The sequence below is a fragment of the Micromonospora sp. AP08 genome (assembly GCF_008085935.1).
GTDB classification, from domain to species: domain Bacteria; phylum Actinomycetota; class Actinomycetes; order Mycobacteriales; family Micromonosporaceae; genus Micromonospora; species Micromonospora chersina.
This window is the reverse complement of record NZ_VSEZ01000009.1, coordinates 221,136-237,809: the sequence shown is the minus strand read 5'-3', so window position 1 is coordinate 237,809 and position 16,674 is coordinate 221,136. Positions and strand designations below refer to the sequence as shown.

The 16,674-nt window shown below is 75.2% G+C and carries 17 protein-coding genes; 6 read left to right on the top strand and 11 right to left on the bottom strand.

Going from position 1 to position 16,674, the window contains the following annotated elements; all coding sequences use genetic code 11:
- Positions 1-27 precede the first annotated feature (27 nt).
- From FXF50_RS17925 to FXF50_RS17900, 6 genes are all read right to left on the bottom strand, one after another.
- Positions 28-1,053 carry a hypothetical protein gene (locus tag FXF50_RS17925; protein ID WP_148429249.1) on the bottom strand — a complete coding sequence of 342 codons (1,026 nt, stop codon included), beginning with the start codon at positions 1,051-1,053 and terminating at the stop codon, positions 28-30.
- Complete coding sequence (locus tag FXF50_RS17920) at positions 1,050-1,547, bottom strand: SigE family RNA polymerase sigma factor (RefSeq protein WP_148429247.1); 498 nt, start codon at positions 1,545-1,547, stop codon at positions 1,050-1,052. The genes FXF50_RS17925 and FXF50_RS17920 overlap by 4 nt, the downstream gene beginning before the upstream one ends.
- A gap of 212 nt (positions 1,548-1,759) precedes the next feature.
- Positions 1,760-2,308, bottom strand: coding sequence for a YbaK/EbsC family protein (locus FXF50_RS17915; protein WP_148429349.1), 549 nt, complete (start codon positions 2,306-2,308; stop codon positions 1,760-1,762).
- Between the two features lie 71 nt (positions 2,309-2,379).
- Entirely contained in the window at positions 2,380-2,574 is a 195-nt protein-coding gene (locus FXF50_RS17910) for a hypothetical protein (RefSeq protein WP_148429245.1), read from the bottom strand.
- Between the two features lie 99 nt (positions 2,575-2,673).
- Complete coding sequence (locus FXF50_RS17905; protein ID WP_148429243.1) at positions 2,674-4,071, bottom strand: MFS transporter; 1,398 nt, start codon at positions 4,069-4,071, stop codon at positions 2,674-2,676.
- Positions 4,072-4,126: 55 nt separating this feature from the next.
- Complete coding sequence (locus tag FXF50_RS17900) at positions 4,127-4,387, bottom strand: hypothetical protein (RefSeq protein WP_187399712.1); 261 nt, start codon at positions 4,385-4,387, stop codon at positions 4,127-4,129.
- 227 nt (positions 4,388-4,614) lie between these two features.
- Between FXF50_RS17900 and FXF50_RS17895 the strand changes: the two genes are divergently transcribed.
- Positions 4,615-9,177: an HAD-IC family P-type ATPase gene (locus FXF50_RS17895; protein WP_148429239.1), complete on the top strand. Its 4,563-nt coding sequence runs from the start codon at positions 4,615-4,617 to the stop codon at positions 9,175-9,177.
- Positions 9,178-9,321: 144 nt separating this feature from the next.
- Here FXF50_RS17895 and FXF50_RS17890 read toward each other — a convergent pair whose 3' ends face one another.
- Positions 9,322-9,741, bottom strand: a complete 420-nt coding sequence (locus tag FXF50_RS17890; RefSeq protein ID WP_148429237.1) for a CBS domain-containing protein — start codon at positions 9,739-9,741, stop codon at positions 9,322-9,324.
- Positions 9,742-9,860: 119 nt separating this feature from the next.
- Between FXF50_RS17890 and FXF50_RS29360 the strand changes: the two genes are divergently transcribed.
- The 3 genes from FXF50_RS29360 to FXF50_RS17880 all read left to right on the top strand — a co-directional run bounded on the left by FXF50_RS29360 (position 9,861) and on the right by FXF50_RS17880 (position 12,295).
- Positions 9,861-10,151, top strand: coding sequence for a hypothetical protein (locus FXF50_RS29360; RefSeq protein ID WP_187399711.1), 291 nt, complete (start codon positions 9,861-9,863; stop codon positions 10,149-10,151).
- Between the two features lie 155 nt (positions 10,152-10,306).
- A complete protein-coding gene (locus FXF50_RS17885) occupies positions 10,307-11,794 on the top strand; it encodes a serine/threonine-protein kinase (RefSeq protein ID WP_187399710.1) in 1,488 nt (495 codons plus the stop codon).
- Between the two features lie 42 nt (positions 11,795-11,836).
- Positions 11,837-12,295: a GNAT family N-acetyltransferase gene (locus FXF50_RS17880; protein WP_148429233.1), complete on the top strand. Its 459-nt coding sequence runs from the start codon at positions 11,837-11,839 to the stop codon at positions 12,293-12,295.
- Between the two features lie 4 nt (positions 12,296-12,299).
- On the opposite strand, the gene FXF50_RS17875 is transcribed toward FXF50_RS17880, so the two are convergent.
- The gene (locus tag FXF50_RS17875; RefSeq protein ID WP_148429347.1) at positions 12,300-13,247 is read right to left on the bottom strand and encodes an L-threonylcarbamoyladenylate synthase; all 948 of its coding nucleotides are present in this window, start codon (positions 13,245-13,247) and stop codon (positions 12,300-12,302) included.
- Between the two features lie 192 nt (positions 13,248-13,439).
- Between FXF50_RS17875 and FXF50_RS17870 the strand changes: the two genes are divergently transcribed.
- Positions 13,440-14,345 carry an aminoglycoside phosphotransferase family protein gene (locus tag FXF50_RS17870; RefSeq protein WP_148429231.1) on the top strand — a complete coding sequence of 302 codons (906 nt, stop codon included), beginning with the start codon at positions 13,440-13,442 and terminating at the stop codon, positions 14,343-14,345.
- On the opposite strand, the gene FXF50_RS17865 is transcribed toward FXF50_RS17870, so the two are convergent.
- Positions 14,339-14,953: a helix-turn-helix domain-containing protein gene (locus tag FXF50_RS17865; protein ID WP_148429229.1), complete on the bottom strand. Its 615-nt coding sequence runs from the start codon at positions 14,951-14,953 to the stop codon at positions 14,339-14,341. The two genes, FXF50_RS17870 and FXF50_RS17865, sit on opposite strands and share 7 nt — an antisense overlap.
- Before the next feature lie 63 nt (positions 14,954-15,016).
- On the opposite strand from FXF50_RS17865, the gene FXF50_RS17860 reads away from it, so the two are divergent.
- Positions 15,017-15,607 carry a dienelactone hydrolase family protein gene (locus FXF50_RS17860; protein ID WP_148429227.1) on the top strand — a complete coding sequence of 197 codons (591 nt, stop codon included), beginning with the start codon at positions 15,017-15,019 and terminating at the stop codon, positions 15,605-15,607.
- 24 nt (positions 15,608-15,631) lie between these two features.
- Here the strand turns inward: FXF50_RS17860 and FXF50_RS17855 are convergent, their stop codons facing one another.
- The gene (locus FXF50_RS17855; RefSeq protein WP_148429225.1) at positions 15,632-16,096 is read right to left on the bottom strand and encodes a helix-turn-helix transcriptional regulator; all 465 of its coding nucleotides are present in this window, start codon (positions 16,094-16,096) and stop codon (positions 15,632-15,634) included.
- Positions 16,097-16,164: 68 nt separating this feature from the next.
- Entirely contained in the window at positions 16,165-16,575 is a 411-nt protein-coding gene (locus tag FXF50_RS17850) for a VOC family protein (protein WP_148429223.1), read from the bottom strand.
- Positions 16,576-16,674: the final 99 nt, after the last annotated feature.

Here is a 16,674-nt window from a genome sequence, read left to right as displayed (position 1 = left end):
GTCTGACGACGGCACCCGCCGCCGCGGTCAGGCCGGCGAGAAGACGACCTGCCAGGCACCGGTGACGTGCTCGGGCTCGACCTCGACCGTCACCGGGTCTCCGGAGCGCAGGTCGAGGCCGAGCTCACGTTTCCACCCGCCGTTCCGGTCGCCGAACATGCCGACGGTGTGCGCCTCGTAATCCCACCACTCACCGGTCGTGATCTCCACGCCGTTGACGCGAACATGGAGGAGCCCGGGCGTCCGGGCGAGCATCTCGACGGAGTCGGTCGCCTTCCAGGTCACGGTCCGCCTGACTGGACGTTTCGGGTCGGCCGGATCCGATCGGATGATGACGGCGTCCGGGCAGAGCGCCTCCGTGCAGCCGGCCATGAGTGTCCGGGGCAACGGGGCGAGTGCTCCTGATGGCCGGGGCGGCAGCGGGTACTGGTCGAACGGGATCCGCACGCCGATCGCGAGCCCGAACGTGCCGCTGTCCGGGATCGCCACCGGGACCGTGTCCGTCCCGTCGAACCGCTTCGCTCCGGTGATCGTCATGACGAACGTGGCGGGCCTGCCGACCGCCACGTCGAGCCCGTCCCAGCTCAGCTGCCGGCTGGAACCGCCGCACCCGAGGCCGTAGAGGAAGTGGCCGTTGACGCTCACCCGCTCATCGGGCTTGACGTCTCCGGTGCCGTCGCAGCGGGTGAAGATGACGAGGTCGAGCGTGGTGGGCACGATGGTCAGCTCGATGCGGCGCTCCGGGAACGCGGCGGACTTCGCAGCCACGACACGCGCGCCCGTGGCGTACTCCGGAAACCCTTCGATGGTGCGGACCGGCGACGGACTGTCCGCCGGGGTGGGGGTGACGTCGGTGCGGAACCCGGGCACGACGGCGGCCACTGCGATGCCGGCCAGGGCGACCACCACGCAGGTGGCCCAGGCCGCGATCCGGCGCCGCCGCCGCGCCACCACCTTGGCATGCACGCCCTGCAGCCGCAGGTGGTGCACGAACTGGTCGGCCGAGTCGCCGGAGCGCTCGTCGAGCACCTGCTTGAGATCGGTCAGGTTCATCCCAGCATCCCTTCCGGCGTCAGCGTCTCGTCAAGGCGGAGCTTGGCCACCGCCCGGCTGGCCTGGCTCTTGACCGTGCCGACCGAACAGCCCAGGACCTCGGAGATCTCGAGCTCCGAGAGGTCTTCGAAGTAGCGCAACACCAGCACGGCGCGTTGCCGGCGGGGCAGCCGGCCCAAGGCCCGCCAGAGGCGGTCCCGGTCGTCGAGGCCGGCGTGCGGGTCGACCTCGGCGGTCACCTCGGGAAGGTCTGCCGTGGGTAGCTCACCCCGCCATCTGCGCCGCCACGACGAGGCGTACGCGTTGACGATGATCCGACGTACGTACGGCTCCGGGTCACCGTCGATGCGCCGCCACGCCTCCCACGCCCGGGCCAGCGCGGTCTGCAGCAGGTCCTCGGCCAACGCCCAATCGCGGGTGAGCAGGAACGCGGTACGCAACAGCCGTGGTGAGCGGGTCACGACGAAGTCGTCGAAGCCCTCCGGTGTGATCACGTGCCCGCCCTCCTGCCCAGTCGGTCACGAGGTAGTACCGGCCGTGACGCGAAAAGGTTGCATGACCGACCGGCGCTCGGTTCAGCCGGGTGGAGCTGGGCGCGACGCCGATCCAGGGCGGGGCCGGCCGGCTCGCCGGCGGCGCGACATGCGAACAGGCCCCGGGCTGCCTGTTGGTGGGCAGAGCCGGGGCCTGAGAGGCGAGTGAGTGCCTAGGCCGGTCGGGCGAGGTCCTCCACGACCGTTGCCCCGGGCAGCGCGCCGAGCGCCGGCCCGGGCAACGCGATCTTGCTGTGCCGTACGCCGGAGCCGATGATCACGTGCGGCATGGCGATCACCCGCGAGTCGACCAGGATCGGCCAGTCCTCGGGGAGCCCGATCGGGGTGATCCCGCCGTACTCCATCCCGGTCAGCTCGACCGCGTCGGCCATCGGCGCGAAGCTCGCCTTGCGCACGTCGAGCAGCCGGCGGACCACGCCGTTCACGTCGGCCCGGGTGGTGGCGAGCACGATGCAGGCGGCGTACCGGGTCTCGCCGCCCCGCTTGCCGGCGACCACCACGCAGTTGGCCGACTCGTCCAGCCCCACCTCGTACGCCGCGCAGAACGCCGCCGTGTCGGCCAGCTCGGCGTCGATCGGGGCGACCAGCACGTCGTCCACGTCCACGGGAGCCTCGTCCGGCCACCGCTCGATCGCCGCGGCGACCGGCGCCGCCAGCAGGTCCAGTCGGGTCCGGGCGGGCTCGGTCTTCAGCGTCCCCATCACGGGTGCGATCCTCGCACCCGCCGCGCGGCGCCGCTCGCCGACGTCCCGACCGGCCCGTATGCCGGACCTCAGCTGCCGGTGAGGAAGGCGTTCTCGCGGGCGAACGTGCGGTCCTGGTGGGCCGCCAGCTCCTCGGCCCGCAACTGGTTGACGCGGTGGGTCTCCACGTCCTCGATGCCGTGCCGGACCCCGAGCCGGATCACGCCGTAGAGGAAGACGAAGCCGAAGACGTACAGGATCACGGTGGTGACGAAGACCAGCATGCGGTCACGGTAGGGCGGCCCGGAACCGCAGAAGGTTTCATCTCCGGCCGGTTCCCCCGTACGTGTCGGCCAGGTGGTCGGCCCAACCTCCCGGGCCCGTCAGCCGGCCCGCGCCGCTTTGGCCCGATCACCGGCGAGCACCACCCGGCCGGCGAGCAGCACGCCGAGCAGCCCGCAGGCGGCCGCCACGGCCAGGGTGGTCGCGTAGCTCGCCCGACCGGGCGCCGACCCGGCGGCCAGCACGGCCCCGGTCAGCGCCAGCACGGTGGCGGCGGAGAGCGAGTCGCCCAGTTGCAGCGCCGAGCTGTTCCGGCCCTGCTCGGCCAGGGCGGACAGGTCCAGGGTGAGCACCGACAGCGACGGGTAGAGCAGCCCCATGCCGAGTCCGGCGACCGCCCACGCCAGCACCGCGAGCGCCACCGGCAGGGCCGGCAGGAGGGCCATCGCGACCCCGGCCGTGCCGACGGCGATGCAGGTCAGCCCGACCCGCGGCAGCGTGGCGGCGGAGCGCGGCGCGGCGATCCGGCCCTGGATCCAGGAGCCCACCGACCAGGAGAGCGCGCCGACCGTCAGCACCAGCCCGGCCGCCGTCGGCGAGAAGCCCCGCTCCCGCGACAGCATCAGCGGGATCACCACCTCGGCCCCGGCGAACGCCGCCGAGGCCAGGCCACGCAGCCCGATCACGGTCGGCAGGCCGCGCGCGGCCCGCAGGAACCCGGCCGGCAGCAGCCGCGGCACGCACGCCAGCAGCCCGACCAGCGCCGCGCCGATCAGCCCGGCGGCGAGCGCGCCGCGCTGCTGCCCCCCGTAGTGCAGCAGTGCGGCGCTCACCCCCGCCCCGCAGGCCCAGCCGATCCGGGCCAGCGCGCCGGCCGGCGGCCGGGTCGGGACGGTCGCTCCCAACGCCCGCAGCCCCGGCTGGATCAGCAGCACCGCCGGCACCGCGACCGCCGGCACCGCGAGGAACACCCAGCGCCAGCCCAGGTGCTCGACGATCAGCCCGGCCACGGCCGGACCGACCAGCGACGGGACCACCCAGGCGGCCGCGAACGCGGCGAACACCCGCCGCCGCAACTCCTCCGGGTACGCCTGGGCCACGATCACGTAGAGCGCCACGGAGAGCAGGCCGGAGCCGAAGCCCTGCACGACCCGGCCGACGACCAGTACCTCCATGGTGGGCGCGGCGCCCGCCACCACGAGGCCCGCCACGAACCACGCCACGCCGTGCCACATGGCCGGGCGGGGTCCCCGCGCGTCGCACCAGATGCCGGAGGCGACCATGGCCACCACCCCGGAGGCGAACGGACCGCCGAAGGCGAGGGCGTAGAGGCCGAGCCCGTCCAGGGTGCGGGCGACCGTGGGCATCGCGGTGCCCACCGCCAGTGCCTCGAAGGCGAGCAGCGACACCAGGGCGACGCTGCCGACGGTCATCGCCCGCAGCCGCGGCGACCAGAGATGTGCGGGCGGGGCCGGCGGTGCGGCGGTGGCGGTCGACATGGGCTCAAGCCTCGGGCCTCAACCGGGGTTGAGGTCAACGGTGAGCCCCGTCTCGTCAGGCCGACTCCAGCGCCTCGCCCACGCCCTTCACGAGGCCCGAGTAGTGCTGGTCGGCCAGAAGGTGCCCGGCCGTGACGACCAGGGCCAGCGGCCACTCGATGACCTGGAGCGCGGCCAGCACGCCCAGCCCCGCGTAGTAGGCGAGCTTGTCCGGCGGGGGCACCGCCACCTCGCCCAGCACCGGGATCTCCACCCGCCGGCAGTACGTCCTCATCATCTCCCGCGACCCGTTGAGGTTCCGTGTCAGCGTGCTCATGGGGCCTCCCGGTTCCGACGACGACATCGCTGTCCGAGCGGCATTCCACCGGCCTGCCCGTCCATGCCCCGGGCACTGCGGAAACTTCCCCCGCCCAAGGGGCATAACGGACGCCGCGCCGGGAAGTCGGGCCGCCGGGACGAGGCCGCGGGAGGCGAGATGGCGTACGGCTACGACGACGACGGGAGCACCGGGGAGCGGGGCCGGCAGCCCGGCCGTACGCCTCGATGACCTCCCTGGGCCGCGTCGCCGGCCTCCTACTGTCGCCGGCCGCCGTGCCGGACGCCGTGGCCCGGGTCGCCCGCGGGGTCGCCACCGCCGTGCCGGACACCGCCCGTACCGTCGGATCCGCCCTGCCGGGCACGGCCCGGAAGGCCGTGCCGGGCAGCGTGGCCGAGGCGGCCGGAAGCGTGGGCGCGGCGGCGACCCGGCTGGTCCGGCTCGCCGGGCTGACCCGGCGCCGGGTCTGGTCCCACGACGGCCGGCACCACATCGAGGTGCACGGCGTCTGCCAGGACGGCGGGGACCGGCTGGCCCGGCAGGTCGAGGCGGCGCTGGAGGGGCTGCCCGGGGTGGCCTGGGCCCGGGTCAACGCGCCGTCGGGCCGGGTGGTCGTGGCGGTCGAGGAGCCGAAGCCGAAGCTGCGCGACCTGATCGCCACCGTGGCGCGGACCGAGCGGGTGTGCCCGCACGAGCCGGACCCGGAGATCCCGCCGCCGCATCCGCCCGAGGAGGGGCCGCGTACGCCCCGCACCCTGGGCGGCCTGGCCTCGGACGCGCTCGGCCTGACCATCTCGGCGGCCACCCGGATCCTGCCGTTCACCCCGGTGCCCGGCGAGGTGGCCGGCTTCCTCGCCGCCGTCGACCTGCACCCGAAGCTGCACGCGCTCGCCGACCGGGGCCTGCGCGCCGACCCCCGCGCCGACGTGCTCTTCCCGCTCGCCGAGGCGGTGGTGCAGGGGCTCACCGGCGGCTGGGCGGGCATCGTCCTCGACGGCGCGCAGCGGGTCGTGCAGTGGGGTGAGGCGCGGGCCCAGCTCGCGGCCTGGGCGAAGGCCGAGCCGCGGCTGACCGGCGACCCCGACCGGGCCGTCGCCCGGGTGCCGAACGGCGAGCGGCCCTGCCCGGTCCCGGACGGCCCGGCCGAGCGCTACGTGAGCCGGATGCTGGCCGCGGGTGCGGCGGCCGGAGCGGCCGCGGTGCCGGTGGCCGGCGGGAAACGGGCCGCCGCGTTGGCCCTGTCGTCGCTGCCCAAGGCCCCGGGCAGCGGCCGCGAGGGGTACGCCGCCCAGCTCGGCCGGATGCTCGCCCGGCGCGGCGTGATCGCCATGGACCGCAGGGTGCTGCGCGAGCTGGACCGGATCGACACCGTGCTGCTGGACGCAGCGGTGCTCGGCTCCGACCGGGGCGTGCTGGCCGACCTGGCGCCGCTGGCCGGTGCGCACACCGGTCAGGTGGCCGCCCGGGCGTTCGCCCTGTTCGACCCGGCCGCCCCGGACGCGGTCCGGAACGCCGACGGCTGGCGGCTCGGTCCGCTGGACCGGATGGACGTGACGGACCCGGGGGACACCCCGGACAGCGCGAGGCTGCGCGCGGACGGGGGCCGGCTGCTCGGGCTGGCCGAGGGCGGCCGGCTCGCCGCCGTGCTGCGGGTCGAACCGGAGCCCGTCCCCGGGGTGGACGCCCTGGCGACCGCCGCCCGCCACGCCGGCCTACGACTCGTGGTCGCCGGGGACGACGACGGCCGGTACGACTTCGCCGACGCCCTCGTGCCCGGCGGTCCCCGGCTCGCCGAATCGGTCCGTGACCTGCAACGCGAGGGCTCGGTGGTGATGGTGGTCTCCGGTGACCGGGCCGCGCTCGGCGCCGCCGACTGCGGGCTGGGGGTCTCCGCCCCGGAGGACCTGCCGCCCTGGGGCGCGCACCTGCTGGTGGGCGACGACCTGCGAATTCCCGCGCTGCTCATCGACGCGACCGGGGTGGCCCGGCGGATGACCCGGCAGAACATCCGGATCTCGATGGCCGGCACCGGGCTGGGAGCGCTCGGCGCGTTCACGGCCGACCGGGAGCGGCTGCCCGGCCGCGCACTCGGCGCGGTGAACGGGGCCGCCGCCCTCGCCTTCGCGCACGGCGTCTGGCGGGCCCGGCGGCTGCCCGACCGGACCCGTACGCCGGCGCCCGCGCTCACCGCCTGGCACCTGATGCCGGTCGAGACCGTCCTCCACCAGCTCGGCACCCGCGCGGAGGGGTTGACCGGCGAGGAGGCGGCCCGCCGCCGGCGCGCCGTGACCGGGGAGGAGCACGGCCCGACCGGCCTGCTGCGCGCGTTCGTGGACGAGCTGTCGAACCCGCTCACCCCGGTGCTCACCGCCGGGGCGGTGCTCTCCGCCGCGTTCGGCTCGCTGGTCGACGCCGCGCTGGTCGGCGGGGTGGTGGGCGGCTCGGCACTGATCGGCGCGGTGCACCAGCACAACACCGAGCGTTCGCTGGCCGAGTTGCTGTCCCGCTCGGCGGTGACCGCCCGGGTGCTGCGCGACGGCGCGGAGCAGGTGGTGGCCGCGGAGGAGCTGGTGGCCGGCGACGTGGTCGCGGTGGGGCCGGGCGACGCCATCCCGGCCGACTGCCGGGTGCTGACCAGCGACGGGCTGGAGACCGACGAGTCGTCGCTGACCGGCGAGTCGCTGCCGGTGGGCAAGACCGCCGAGCCGGTGGTGGCCGCGGCGGTCGCTGAACGGCACTCGATGCTCTACGAGGGCACCACGGTCGCCGCCGGCCACGGCACCGCCGTGGTGGTGGCCACCGGTCAGGAGACCGAGGCGGGGCGGAGCCTCGCCCTGGCCCGGGAGGCGCCCCCGGCCAGCGGGGTGGAGACCCGGCTCGGGAAGCTGACCAGCGCCGCCGTGCCGCTGGCCGCCGGCTCGGCGATCGCGGTGGCCGGGGCGGGGCTGCTCCGGGGCGTACCCCTGGCGGCGACGGCGGCGACCGCCGCGAACCTGGCCGTGGCGTCGGTGCCGGAGGGGCTGCCGTTCCTGGTCAGCGCCGCGCAGCTGGCGGCGGCGCGGCGGTTGGCCGAGCACGGCGCGCTGGTCCGCAACCCGCGGACCATCGAGGCGCTGGGCCGGGTCGACGTGCTCTGCTTCGACAAGACCGGCACCCTCACCGAGGGGAAGCTGCTGCTGGCCGGGGTGGGCGGCGGCGACGACCGGTACGCCCCGCCGGACCGCCTGGACGAGCCGCTGCGGCTGACCCTGGCCGCGGCGCTGCGGGCCACCCCCGCGGCGGCCGACCCGGACGAGCTGCCCCAACAGACCGATCGTGCGGTACGCCGCGGCGCGGGCACGGCCGGCGTGCTGGAGTGGACCGGCGCACCGGACTGGACGGCGGTGGGCGGGCTGCCGTTCGAGCCGTCCCGGGGCTACCACGCCACGGTCGGCCGGACCGCCGACGGGCTGCTGCTCAGCGTGAAGGGCGCGCCCGAGTCGGTGCTGCCGCGCTGCGCGGCGCGGCGGACCGCTCAGGGCGACACGCCGCTGGATCGGGCCGGCCGGGACGCGCTGCACGCGATGCTCGCCGAACGGGCCGGGGCCGGGCACCGCATCCTGGCCGTCGCCGAGTGCCCGGTGGGCGCCGAGTCGGTGAGCGACGAGCAGGTCGACGGGCTGGTCTTCGTCGGCTTCCTGGCCCTCGCCGACGGGGTGCGGGAGAGCGCCGCCCCGGCGGTGCGGCGGATCCGGCAGGCCGGCGTGCACACCATCATGATCACCGGGGACCACCCGGCCACCGCCGAGGCGATCGCCGCCACCATCAGCCCCGACCACGGGGAGCAGCGGGTGGTCACCGCCACCGAGCTGGACCGGCTCGACGACGAGGCCCTCGCGGAACGGCTCATGGCCACCGACGTGGTGGCCCGCTGCACCCCGGCGCACAAGGTGCGGATCATCCAGGCGCTGCAACGCCGGGGGCGGACCGTGGCGATGACCGGCGACGGCGCCAACGACGCCCCGGCCATCCGGCTCGCCGACGTGGGCATCGCGCTCGGCCAGCGCGGCACCCCGGCGGCCCGCGCCGCCGCGGACCTGGTGGTCACCGACGACCGGCTGGAGACCATCATCGCGACCCTGGCGGAGGGTCGGGCCATGTGGTCGTCGGTCCGCCACGCGCTGAGCATCCTGGTCGGCGGCAACCTCGGCGAGATCGCGTTCAGCGTGCTGACCGCCGCCAGCACCGGCCGATCGGCGCTCACCGGCCGGCAACTGCTCCTCGTCAACCTGCTCACCGACCTGGTGCCCGCCCTGGCCATCGCGGTCCGCCCGCCCGCCTCCGACGGGGCCGACCACCTGCTGCGGGAGGGACCGGACACCTCGCTCGGCGAGACGCTCACCCGGGAGATCGCGCTCCGGGCCGGCGCCACCACGCTGGGCGCGACCGCCGGCTGGACGCTCGCCCGGTGGACCGGCCGGGAGCGCCGGGCCGGCACGGTCGCGCTCGCCGCGCTGGTCGGCACCCAACTCGGGCAGACCGTGCTGGCCGGCGGCACCAGCCCCACCGTGCTGGCCTCCACGGCCGCGTCGATCGGCGTCCTGGTCGCCGTCGTGCAGACGCCCGGGGTCAGCCAGTTCTTCGGCTGCACCCCGCTCGGCCCGGTGGGCTGGACCATCGCCGCCGGCTCCGCGCTCGGCGCCACCTTCGCCAACGGCGCGCTCACCCGGCTGGTCGACCGCCTCCCACAGCGCGACGCCGATCCGCATGGGGAAACCGATCAGGGGCACGGCGAGGAGCATGACGGCTGAGGTCACCTTCATCGGTACGGCCACGACGGTCCTGCGGCTCGGCGGGTTCACGCTGCTCACCGACCGTGCCGCTGACCCCCTGACGCGGCTCGCCGCCCTCCCCGGCTCCCGCCGGGGAGGGCGGCGAACGGTCGGCGGCTGCGGTCAGGCGCGCTCGGAGATCGCCTCGATGAGGTCGCCCACCGGGCGTTCCGGCAGCGAGCGGGCCACGTCGGCGACGGCCACGATGCCGACGAGGTCGTGCCCGTCGATCACCGGCAGCCGGCGTACCTTGTGCTGGCCCATGGTCCGCAGGATCTCGGCCGCGTCGTCGTCCGCGCCAATGGTCACGGCCTCACCCTGGGCCAGCTCACCGGCGGTCACGGCGGCCGGGTCCTTGCCCTGGGCGAGCACCTTCACCACGATGTCGCGGTCGGTCACCATGCCCTTGAGACGGTTGTCGTCGCCGCAGATGGGCAGCGAGCCCACCCCGAGCTCGGCCATCCGCCGGGCGGCGGTCCGGAGGTCGTCCTGCTCCCGGACACAGCTCACGTCGCTGGTCATGATCTCGCGTGCGGTCGGCATTGGCATGACACCTCACTTTCGGGGGGTTGTTACCCGTACCTCCTACCCCCGGCGGCCGGGGCCATGCCGCCGACATGGACGGCGGACCGGTGGGAACACGGCCGGTGGAGGTGATGGACATGCCGTTCGTGCAGGTCGTCGAATACCAGACGGAGCGCCCCGACGAGGTGCGCCGGCTCAGCGAGGAGTGGACGCGCGAGCACCCGTCCCCCGGGCCCGCCCGGGTGACCTTCGCCGAGGACCGGGAGCGGCCCGGCCATTTCGTCATCGTCGCCGAGTTCGACAGCTACGAGCAGGCCATGGCGCACAGCGGCCGCCCGCAGACCGGCGAGTACGCCGAGCGCATCCGCCAACTCGCCAGCGGCGAACCGCGGTACCTCAACCTGGACGTGACACAGCAGCAGACGTGACCCAACCGGCCGGCCGGCAGCGCGCCGGCCGGCCCGCCTGCGCGGGCACCGAGCCATGGATTGACTACCTTGTGTGGATGGTCCACGACGAGCAGCGCCAACTCCGGTCACCCGCGCCCGGTGTGGGATCGGGCCCGGCTGGAAAAGGTGACGTCGTGTCGCGACGTCTGCTGAGTGGCCGGTACCAGTCCGAGGAACTGCTGGGCAGCGGCGGCATGGGTGAGGTGTGGCGGGGCCGGGACCTGCGGCTGGACCGGCCGGTCGCGATCAAACTGCTCACGGCGGCCGGCGTGCGGGAACCGATGGCCGCGGAACGCTTCGACCGCGAGGCCCGCACGGCGGCCCGGCTCACCCACCCGCACATCGTCGGCGTCTACGACTTCGGCACCGAGGAGGACCACTCCTACCTGGTGATGGAGCTGGTGGAGGGCCGGACGGTCGGCGACCTGGTCGTCGCGGGCCCGCTGCCGGTCGTCCAGGCGCTGTCGATCGCCGTGCAGACCTGCGACGGGATCGCGGCCGCGCACGCGGCCGGGGTGGTGCACCGGGACATCAAGCCGGGCAACCTCATCGTCACCCCCGCCGGCACCGTGAAGATCTGCGACTTCGGCATCGCCCGGCTGCCCCGCCTGGCCGGGCAGAACACCCTCACCGGCCCGGCGACCAAGCTCGGGACCAGCTCGTACATGTCCCCGGAACAGGCACTCGGCGGTCCCGTGGACCCCCGCACCGACCTGTACGGCCTGGGTTGCACCCTCTACGCGATGCTCGCCGGCGCCCCGCCGTTCGCCGGTGACCCGCTCAGCGTGCTGCACCAGCACGTCAACGAGCCACCCCCGCCGCTGCGGGACCGCCGGCCGGACGTACCCGTCGAACTCGACGCCCTGGTGTCCGAGCTGCTGGCGAAGGACCCGGCCGACCGGCCCACCGACGCCGGTGTGGTCCGGGAGCGCCTCGCGGCCCTGCTGCCCCGCGCCGGCACGCCGCTCGCGGTCGTCGCGGTCGACGCCGCGCCGGCCGGGCCCGAGCCGCCGCCCGCACCCGGGCCGGCCGCGGCGGCCGTCGACCCCGGCGACCGGCCGGGACGGTCCCGGCGCGGCCCGCTGCTGGTGGCGGCCGGCCTGGTCGGCCTCGCGCTGCTCGCCCTCGCGGGCGTCACGCTGCTCGATCGGGACGGCGGGACCTCGCCGGCCGGACCGGCCCCGGCGGCGGCGCCGTCCGTCACCACCTCTGCCGCGCCGAGCGTGCCGGTCGTGCCGGTCACGGTGGCCCCGACAACGCCACGGCCGCAGACGCTCGCGCCGACCACCCGCACCCCGGCCGCCACGCCGACGCCCAGCCCTCGCCTCACCTCCGCGACGCCGAGCCCTGCCCCGCCCCAGGACCCGATCGTGGCCCTGCGGCTGTCGATCCAGGATCAGGTGGACGCCGGGCAGCTGAACCCGGACGCGGCCAAGGACCTGCACGCCAAGGCGGACGCGATCGCCAAGGAGACCGCCGAGGGCGACACCGAGCAGGCGCAGGAGCAGATCAAGAAGCTCCGGGACAAGCTGAGCGAGCTGCTCCGGGGCGGCAAGCTCACCGCCGGCGGTTACGACGCGCTCAGCGCCGACGTCGACCGGGTCGCCGCCGACCTGACCTGAAACCGGTCGAGTTCCGTGCGGTCCGGCGGCTAGGGTGCCGCCGTGCCGTCACCGCGTCTTGAAGAGATCACCCCCGACAACGTCCTGGCCGCCTGCGCGATCGGCGTCCGTCCCGACCAGGAGGGGCTGGTCGCCCCGGTGGCCCGGTCGCTCGCCGAGGCGTACGCCCAGCCGGCGGTCGCCTGGCCCCGGCTCATCGTCGACGGCGACCGCCCGGTGGGCTTCCTGATGGGCTTCCTCGACATCCGGTGGGGTCAGGACCCGGCCGACGTCCGGTCCGGCCTGTGGCGGCTGAACATCGCCGCGGACCAGCAGGGCCGGGGCTACGGGCGGTTCGCCGTGGCGGCGCTGGCCGGCGAGTTGCGCCGCCGGGGCACGGACCGGATGTTCGTCACCTGGGCGCCCGGCCCGCACGGCCCGGAACGCTTCTACGGCCGCCTCGGCTTCCGGCTCACCGGGGAGCGCAGCGGCGACCAGGTGGTCGGCGTACTGGCCCTGTGACGGGTCAGCGCCAGGTGGCGGCCGCCCGCCGCAGCCGGTCGTTGATCGCCCGGCCCACGCCGACCTCCGGCACCGGCTCGGCCACGATCTCGGTCACCCCGGTGGCGTCGAGCCGGTGCAGGGCGTCGAAGAGCCGCGCGGCCGCCGCCGTCAGGTCACCCTCGGGCGACAGCACCTCCACCGCCGCCCAGTCACCCCCGGCCGGCGGCTCCCGGAAGGCCAGGAATCCCCGCCGGCCGCCGTCCTCCTCGGCCGCCGCGCCCAACCGCAAGGGGGTACGCGGGGCGTAGTGCGCGGCCAGCGTCCCGGGCGCCACCGGCTGGCCCGAGCTGCCCTGGCGTATCTCCACCGGGCCGACCGCCTCGACCAGCGCCTCCACCGGCAACGCCCCGAGCCGGAGCACCACGGGCCGATCGCCCCGCGCGTCCACGATGGTCGACTCGATCCCGCACCGGGTCGGTCCGCCGTCGAGCACCACGTCCACGGCCCCGCCCAGCCCGGCCACCACGTGCTCGGCCCGGGTGGGGCTGAGCTGCCCGAACCGGTTGGCGCTCGGCGCGGCCACCGGCACCCCGGCGGCGGCGATCAACGCCCGCGCGGACGGCTCGTCCGGCACCCGGACCGCCATGGTGTCCAGGCCGGACGTGACGATCGGCGGGATCACCGCCGGCCGGTCCACGATCAGGGTGAGCGGGCCGGGCCAGAAGCGCTCCACCAGGGCGGCCACCGCCGGCGGCACCGCGCCGACCAGACCGGGCAGGTCGGCGGCGTCGGCCAGGTGGCTGATCAGCGGGTCGAAGCTGGGTCGGGCCTTCGCCTCGAAGATCCGGGCCGCGGCCCGGGCGTCCAGCGCGTTCGCGCCCAGCCCGTAGACCGTCTCGGTGGGGAAGGCGACCAGCCCGCCGGAGCGCAGGACGGCGGCGGCCTCGGCGATGCCGCTCTCGGCCGGCAGGACGCGCGGGGATCCGGTGCTCACGCACCCGACGCTAGCCTGCCGGGGACGCCGGCCCGGCACTACCCTGCCGGATGACCCGGCACTGCTCGTCGCGCGGGCCTGGTGATCCTCGGCAGGACGCTGACGTGGCGCCGCCGGGCCGACTGAACTCGTTTGCGGCCCCCGCCGGGCCGATCGAGGATGGTCGCCGTGACCCGAGCGAAGATGCACGCCGACGAGGTGCTGACCGATGTCCACCTGGTCCGCCGGCTGCTGGCCGGGCAGTTCCCGCACTGGGCCGACCGACCGCTCCGCCTCGTTCCCTCGTACGGGACGGACCACGACATCTACCGGCTCGGCGACGACCTGGCGGTGCGGCTGCCCCGGATCGGCTGGGCCACGCGGCAGGCGGCCCGGGAGGCCGAGTGGCTGCCCCGGCTGGCCCCGCACCTGCCGCTCGCGCTGCCCGTGCCGGTGGCCATGGGCCGCCCCGCGGAGGGCTACCCCTTCGACTGGTCGGTCTGCGAGTGGCTGCCGGGCGAGAACGCCAGCACCGCCCGGTACGACCCGGACGCGGCGGCGGTCGACCTGGCCGCCTTCATCGCCGCGCTGCGGCGGATCGACACCACCGGCGCGTCCCCCCGGCCACCCCGCGCCCGGGGCGCCGACCTCGCCGAGCTGGACGACGGGGTCCGGGACGCGGTACGCCGGCTCGGCGACCGGGTCGACGGCGGCGCGGTGCTGCGGGCCTGGCAGGAGTCGCTGGATGCGCCGGCCTGGGACGGGCCGGGGGTCTGGCTGCACGGCGACCTGCTGCCCGGCAACCTGCTGGTGGTCGACGGCCGACTCTCGGCGGTCATCGACTTCGGCGGGTTGAACGTCGGGGACCCGGCCTGCGACCTCCAGCCGGCGTGGAACGTCTTCGCCGGCCCCAATCGCGCCCGGTTCCGGGCGGAACTGGCGGTGGACGACGCCTCCTGGCTGCGCGGCCGGGGCTGGGCGCTGCTCCAGGCGGTGATCGCCCTGCCCTACTACTGGGACACCAACCCGGGGATCGTGCGACAGACCTCCCACGCGCTGCGCGAGGTGCTGGCCGACGCGGCCGACGGTTACTGAGCGGCGTCCCGGTCGGCCGGGTCACCGTCGGCCGGGTCACCGTCGGTGTCCGGGAGGGTGGGCGCGTCGGTGGGGTAGAGGCCGGCGACGAAGCCGTACACCTGGTCCCCGGACCGGGGGATCTGGGCGAAGCGGCGGGCGAGCGCCTGCACCTCCGCCCAGAACGTCCGCACCTCCTCGAGGGGGATGCGCGCGTGGACGAGCGTGCACCGCAGGTCGTCGGTGGCGTGGGCCGGCGCGGCCTCGGCGGCCGCCTCGGCGAGGCCGTTGATGCGCGCCACGACCTGCTTGTCCTCGGGCCGGTTGAGCACGCCGACGTAGTAGGTGCGGGCGACCCGGCCGTAGAACCGCTCCTCGATCGCCCGCACCCGGCGGGTCCGCACCACCTGGAGCAGGCCGGCGTCGACCAGCAGGTTCACGTGGTAGGCCACGCTGCTCTTCGGGCGGTCGACCGCCCGGGCCATCTCGTTGACCGTGGCGGCGCGCTCCAGGAGCAGTTCCAGGAGGGTGGCGCGCAGCGGGTCGGCCAGCGCCCGCAACTGTTCGGGTGCGGTGACCACGAGCAGCTCGGCGAGGTCGTAGTCCGGGATCTGCTGATTGACCGACATTTCTCGACCGTTCTAGAATTCTGGATCATTCGATCGCTCTGGTTCGTTGACAGGAGTCTAGAGATGGCCGACATCGTTCTCTTCCACCACATCCAGGGGCTCACCGACGGCGTACGCGCCCTGGCCGACCAGTTGCGTGCCGGCGGGCACACCGTGCACACCCCCGACCTGTTCGACGGCGAGCGGCCGGCGACCATCGACGAGGGCGCCGCGCTGACCCGGCGCATCGGCGGCGAGGTGCTCGACGAGCGCGCCGACCGGGCCGTGGCCGACCTGCCGAAGGACCTCGTCTACGCCGGCGTCTCCTGGGGCGCCGCCACCGCGCAGCGGCTCGCCCAGACCCGGCCCGGCGCCCGTGGCGCCCTGCTCTACGAGTCCTGCCTGCCGGTCACCGGCGAATGGGCCGTCGGTCCGTGGCCCGAGGGCGTCCCGGTGCAGATCCACGGCATGGACAAGGACCCGTTCTTCGCCCTGGAGGGCGACATCGACTCCGCCCGCGAGCTGGTCGGGATCGTCGGACCCGAGCGGGGCGAGCTGTTCGTCTACCCGGGCGACGCACACCTGTTCACCGACAACTCCCTGCCGTCCTACGACGCGGACGCGACGGCGCTGGTGGTACGGCGTTCCCGCGACTTCCTCGACCGGCTGGCCTGAGCCCCTTCGGCCTTCCGGGTCTCATCACACCAGGAGGGCCGCGGCGACCGGCGTCTCCTGGTTCCTGACCGGCCTGCTCACCTGCTTCGTCACGCACGCGGGCATGCCGGTCGCCCCGCCCGCCGCACGGCGCCGGTAGGCGCTGGGCGATTCGCCCAGCAGTTCGGTGAAGCGGCTGCTGAAGGTGCCCAGCGACGAGCAGCCGACCGTGAAACAGACCTCGGTGACGCTGAGGTCGCCGCGACGCAGCAGCGCAGCCGCGCGCTCGATCCGCCGGGTCATCAGATAGGAGTACGGCGACTCGCCGTAGGCCAGCCGGAACTGGCGGCTGAGGTGCCCGGCCGACATGTTCACGTCGCGGGCGAGCGCCTCGACGTTCAGCGGCTCGGCGTACTCCCGGTCGATCCGGTCCCGGACGCGGCGCAGCCGGGCGAGGTCGTTCAGGCGCTGCGCGTGCGCGCGTGCGCGCCCCCACGAGGGGTGACACATGAGGGGAAGGTCCTTTCCTCGGTGCCCGAGGCGCCGGCCTTGACGGGCGGGACGGATGACCGGACGTGTCAGCGAAGTTCCTGGATGCGGACCAGGTTGCCGGCCGGGTCGCGGAAGGCGCAGTCGCGGATGCCGTACGGCTGCTCGGTCGGCTCCTGGACGACCTCGGCGTCGCTGGCCTGCACCTTCTCGAAGGTGTCGTCGAGGTTCCGGGTGGCCAGCAGGATCCAGCCGTAGGTGCCCTTGGCCATCATCTCGGCGATGGTGCGGCGCTCGTCGTCGGTGATCCCGGGATCGACGGCCGGCGGCGCCAGGAGGATGGACGTGTCGGGCTGGCCGGCGGGGCCGACCGTGATCCAGCGCATCTTGCCCTGGCCGACGTCGTTGCGGACCTCGAAGCCGAGGACGTCGCGGTAGAAGGCCAGCGACTCGTCGGGGTCGACATGCGGCAGGAAGCTCGTGTGGATGGTGATGTCCATGACGATCAGGCTAGGCACGGCGCCGTGCCCGGGCTTCTTGATTCCTGATCGATCCGCCCCGGTGTTTCGCGGACGAGCCGGCCGTGACGGCGAAACCGC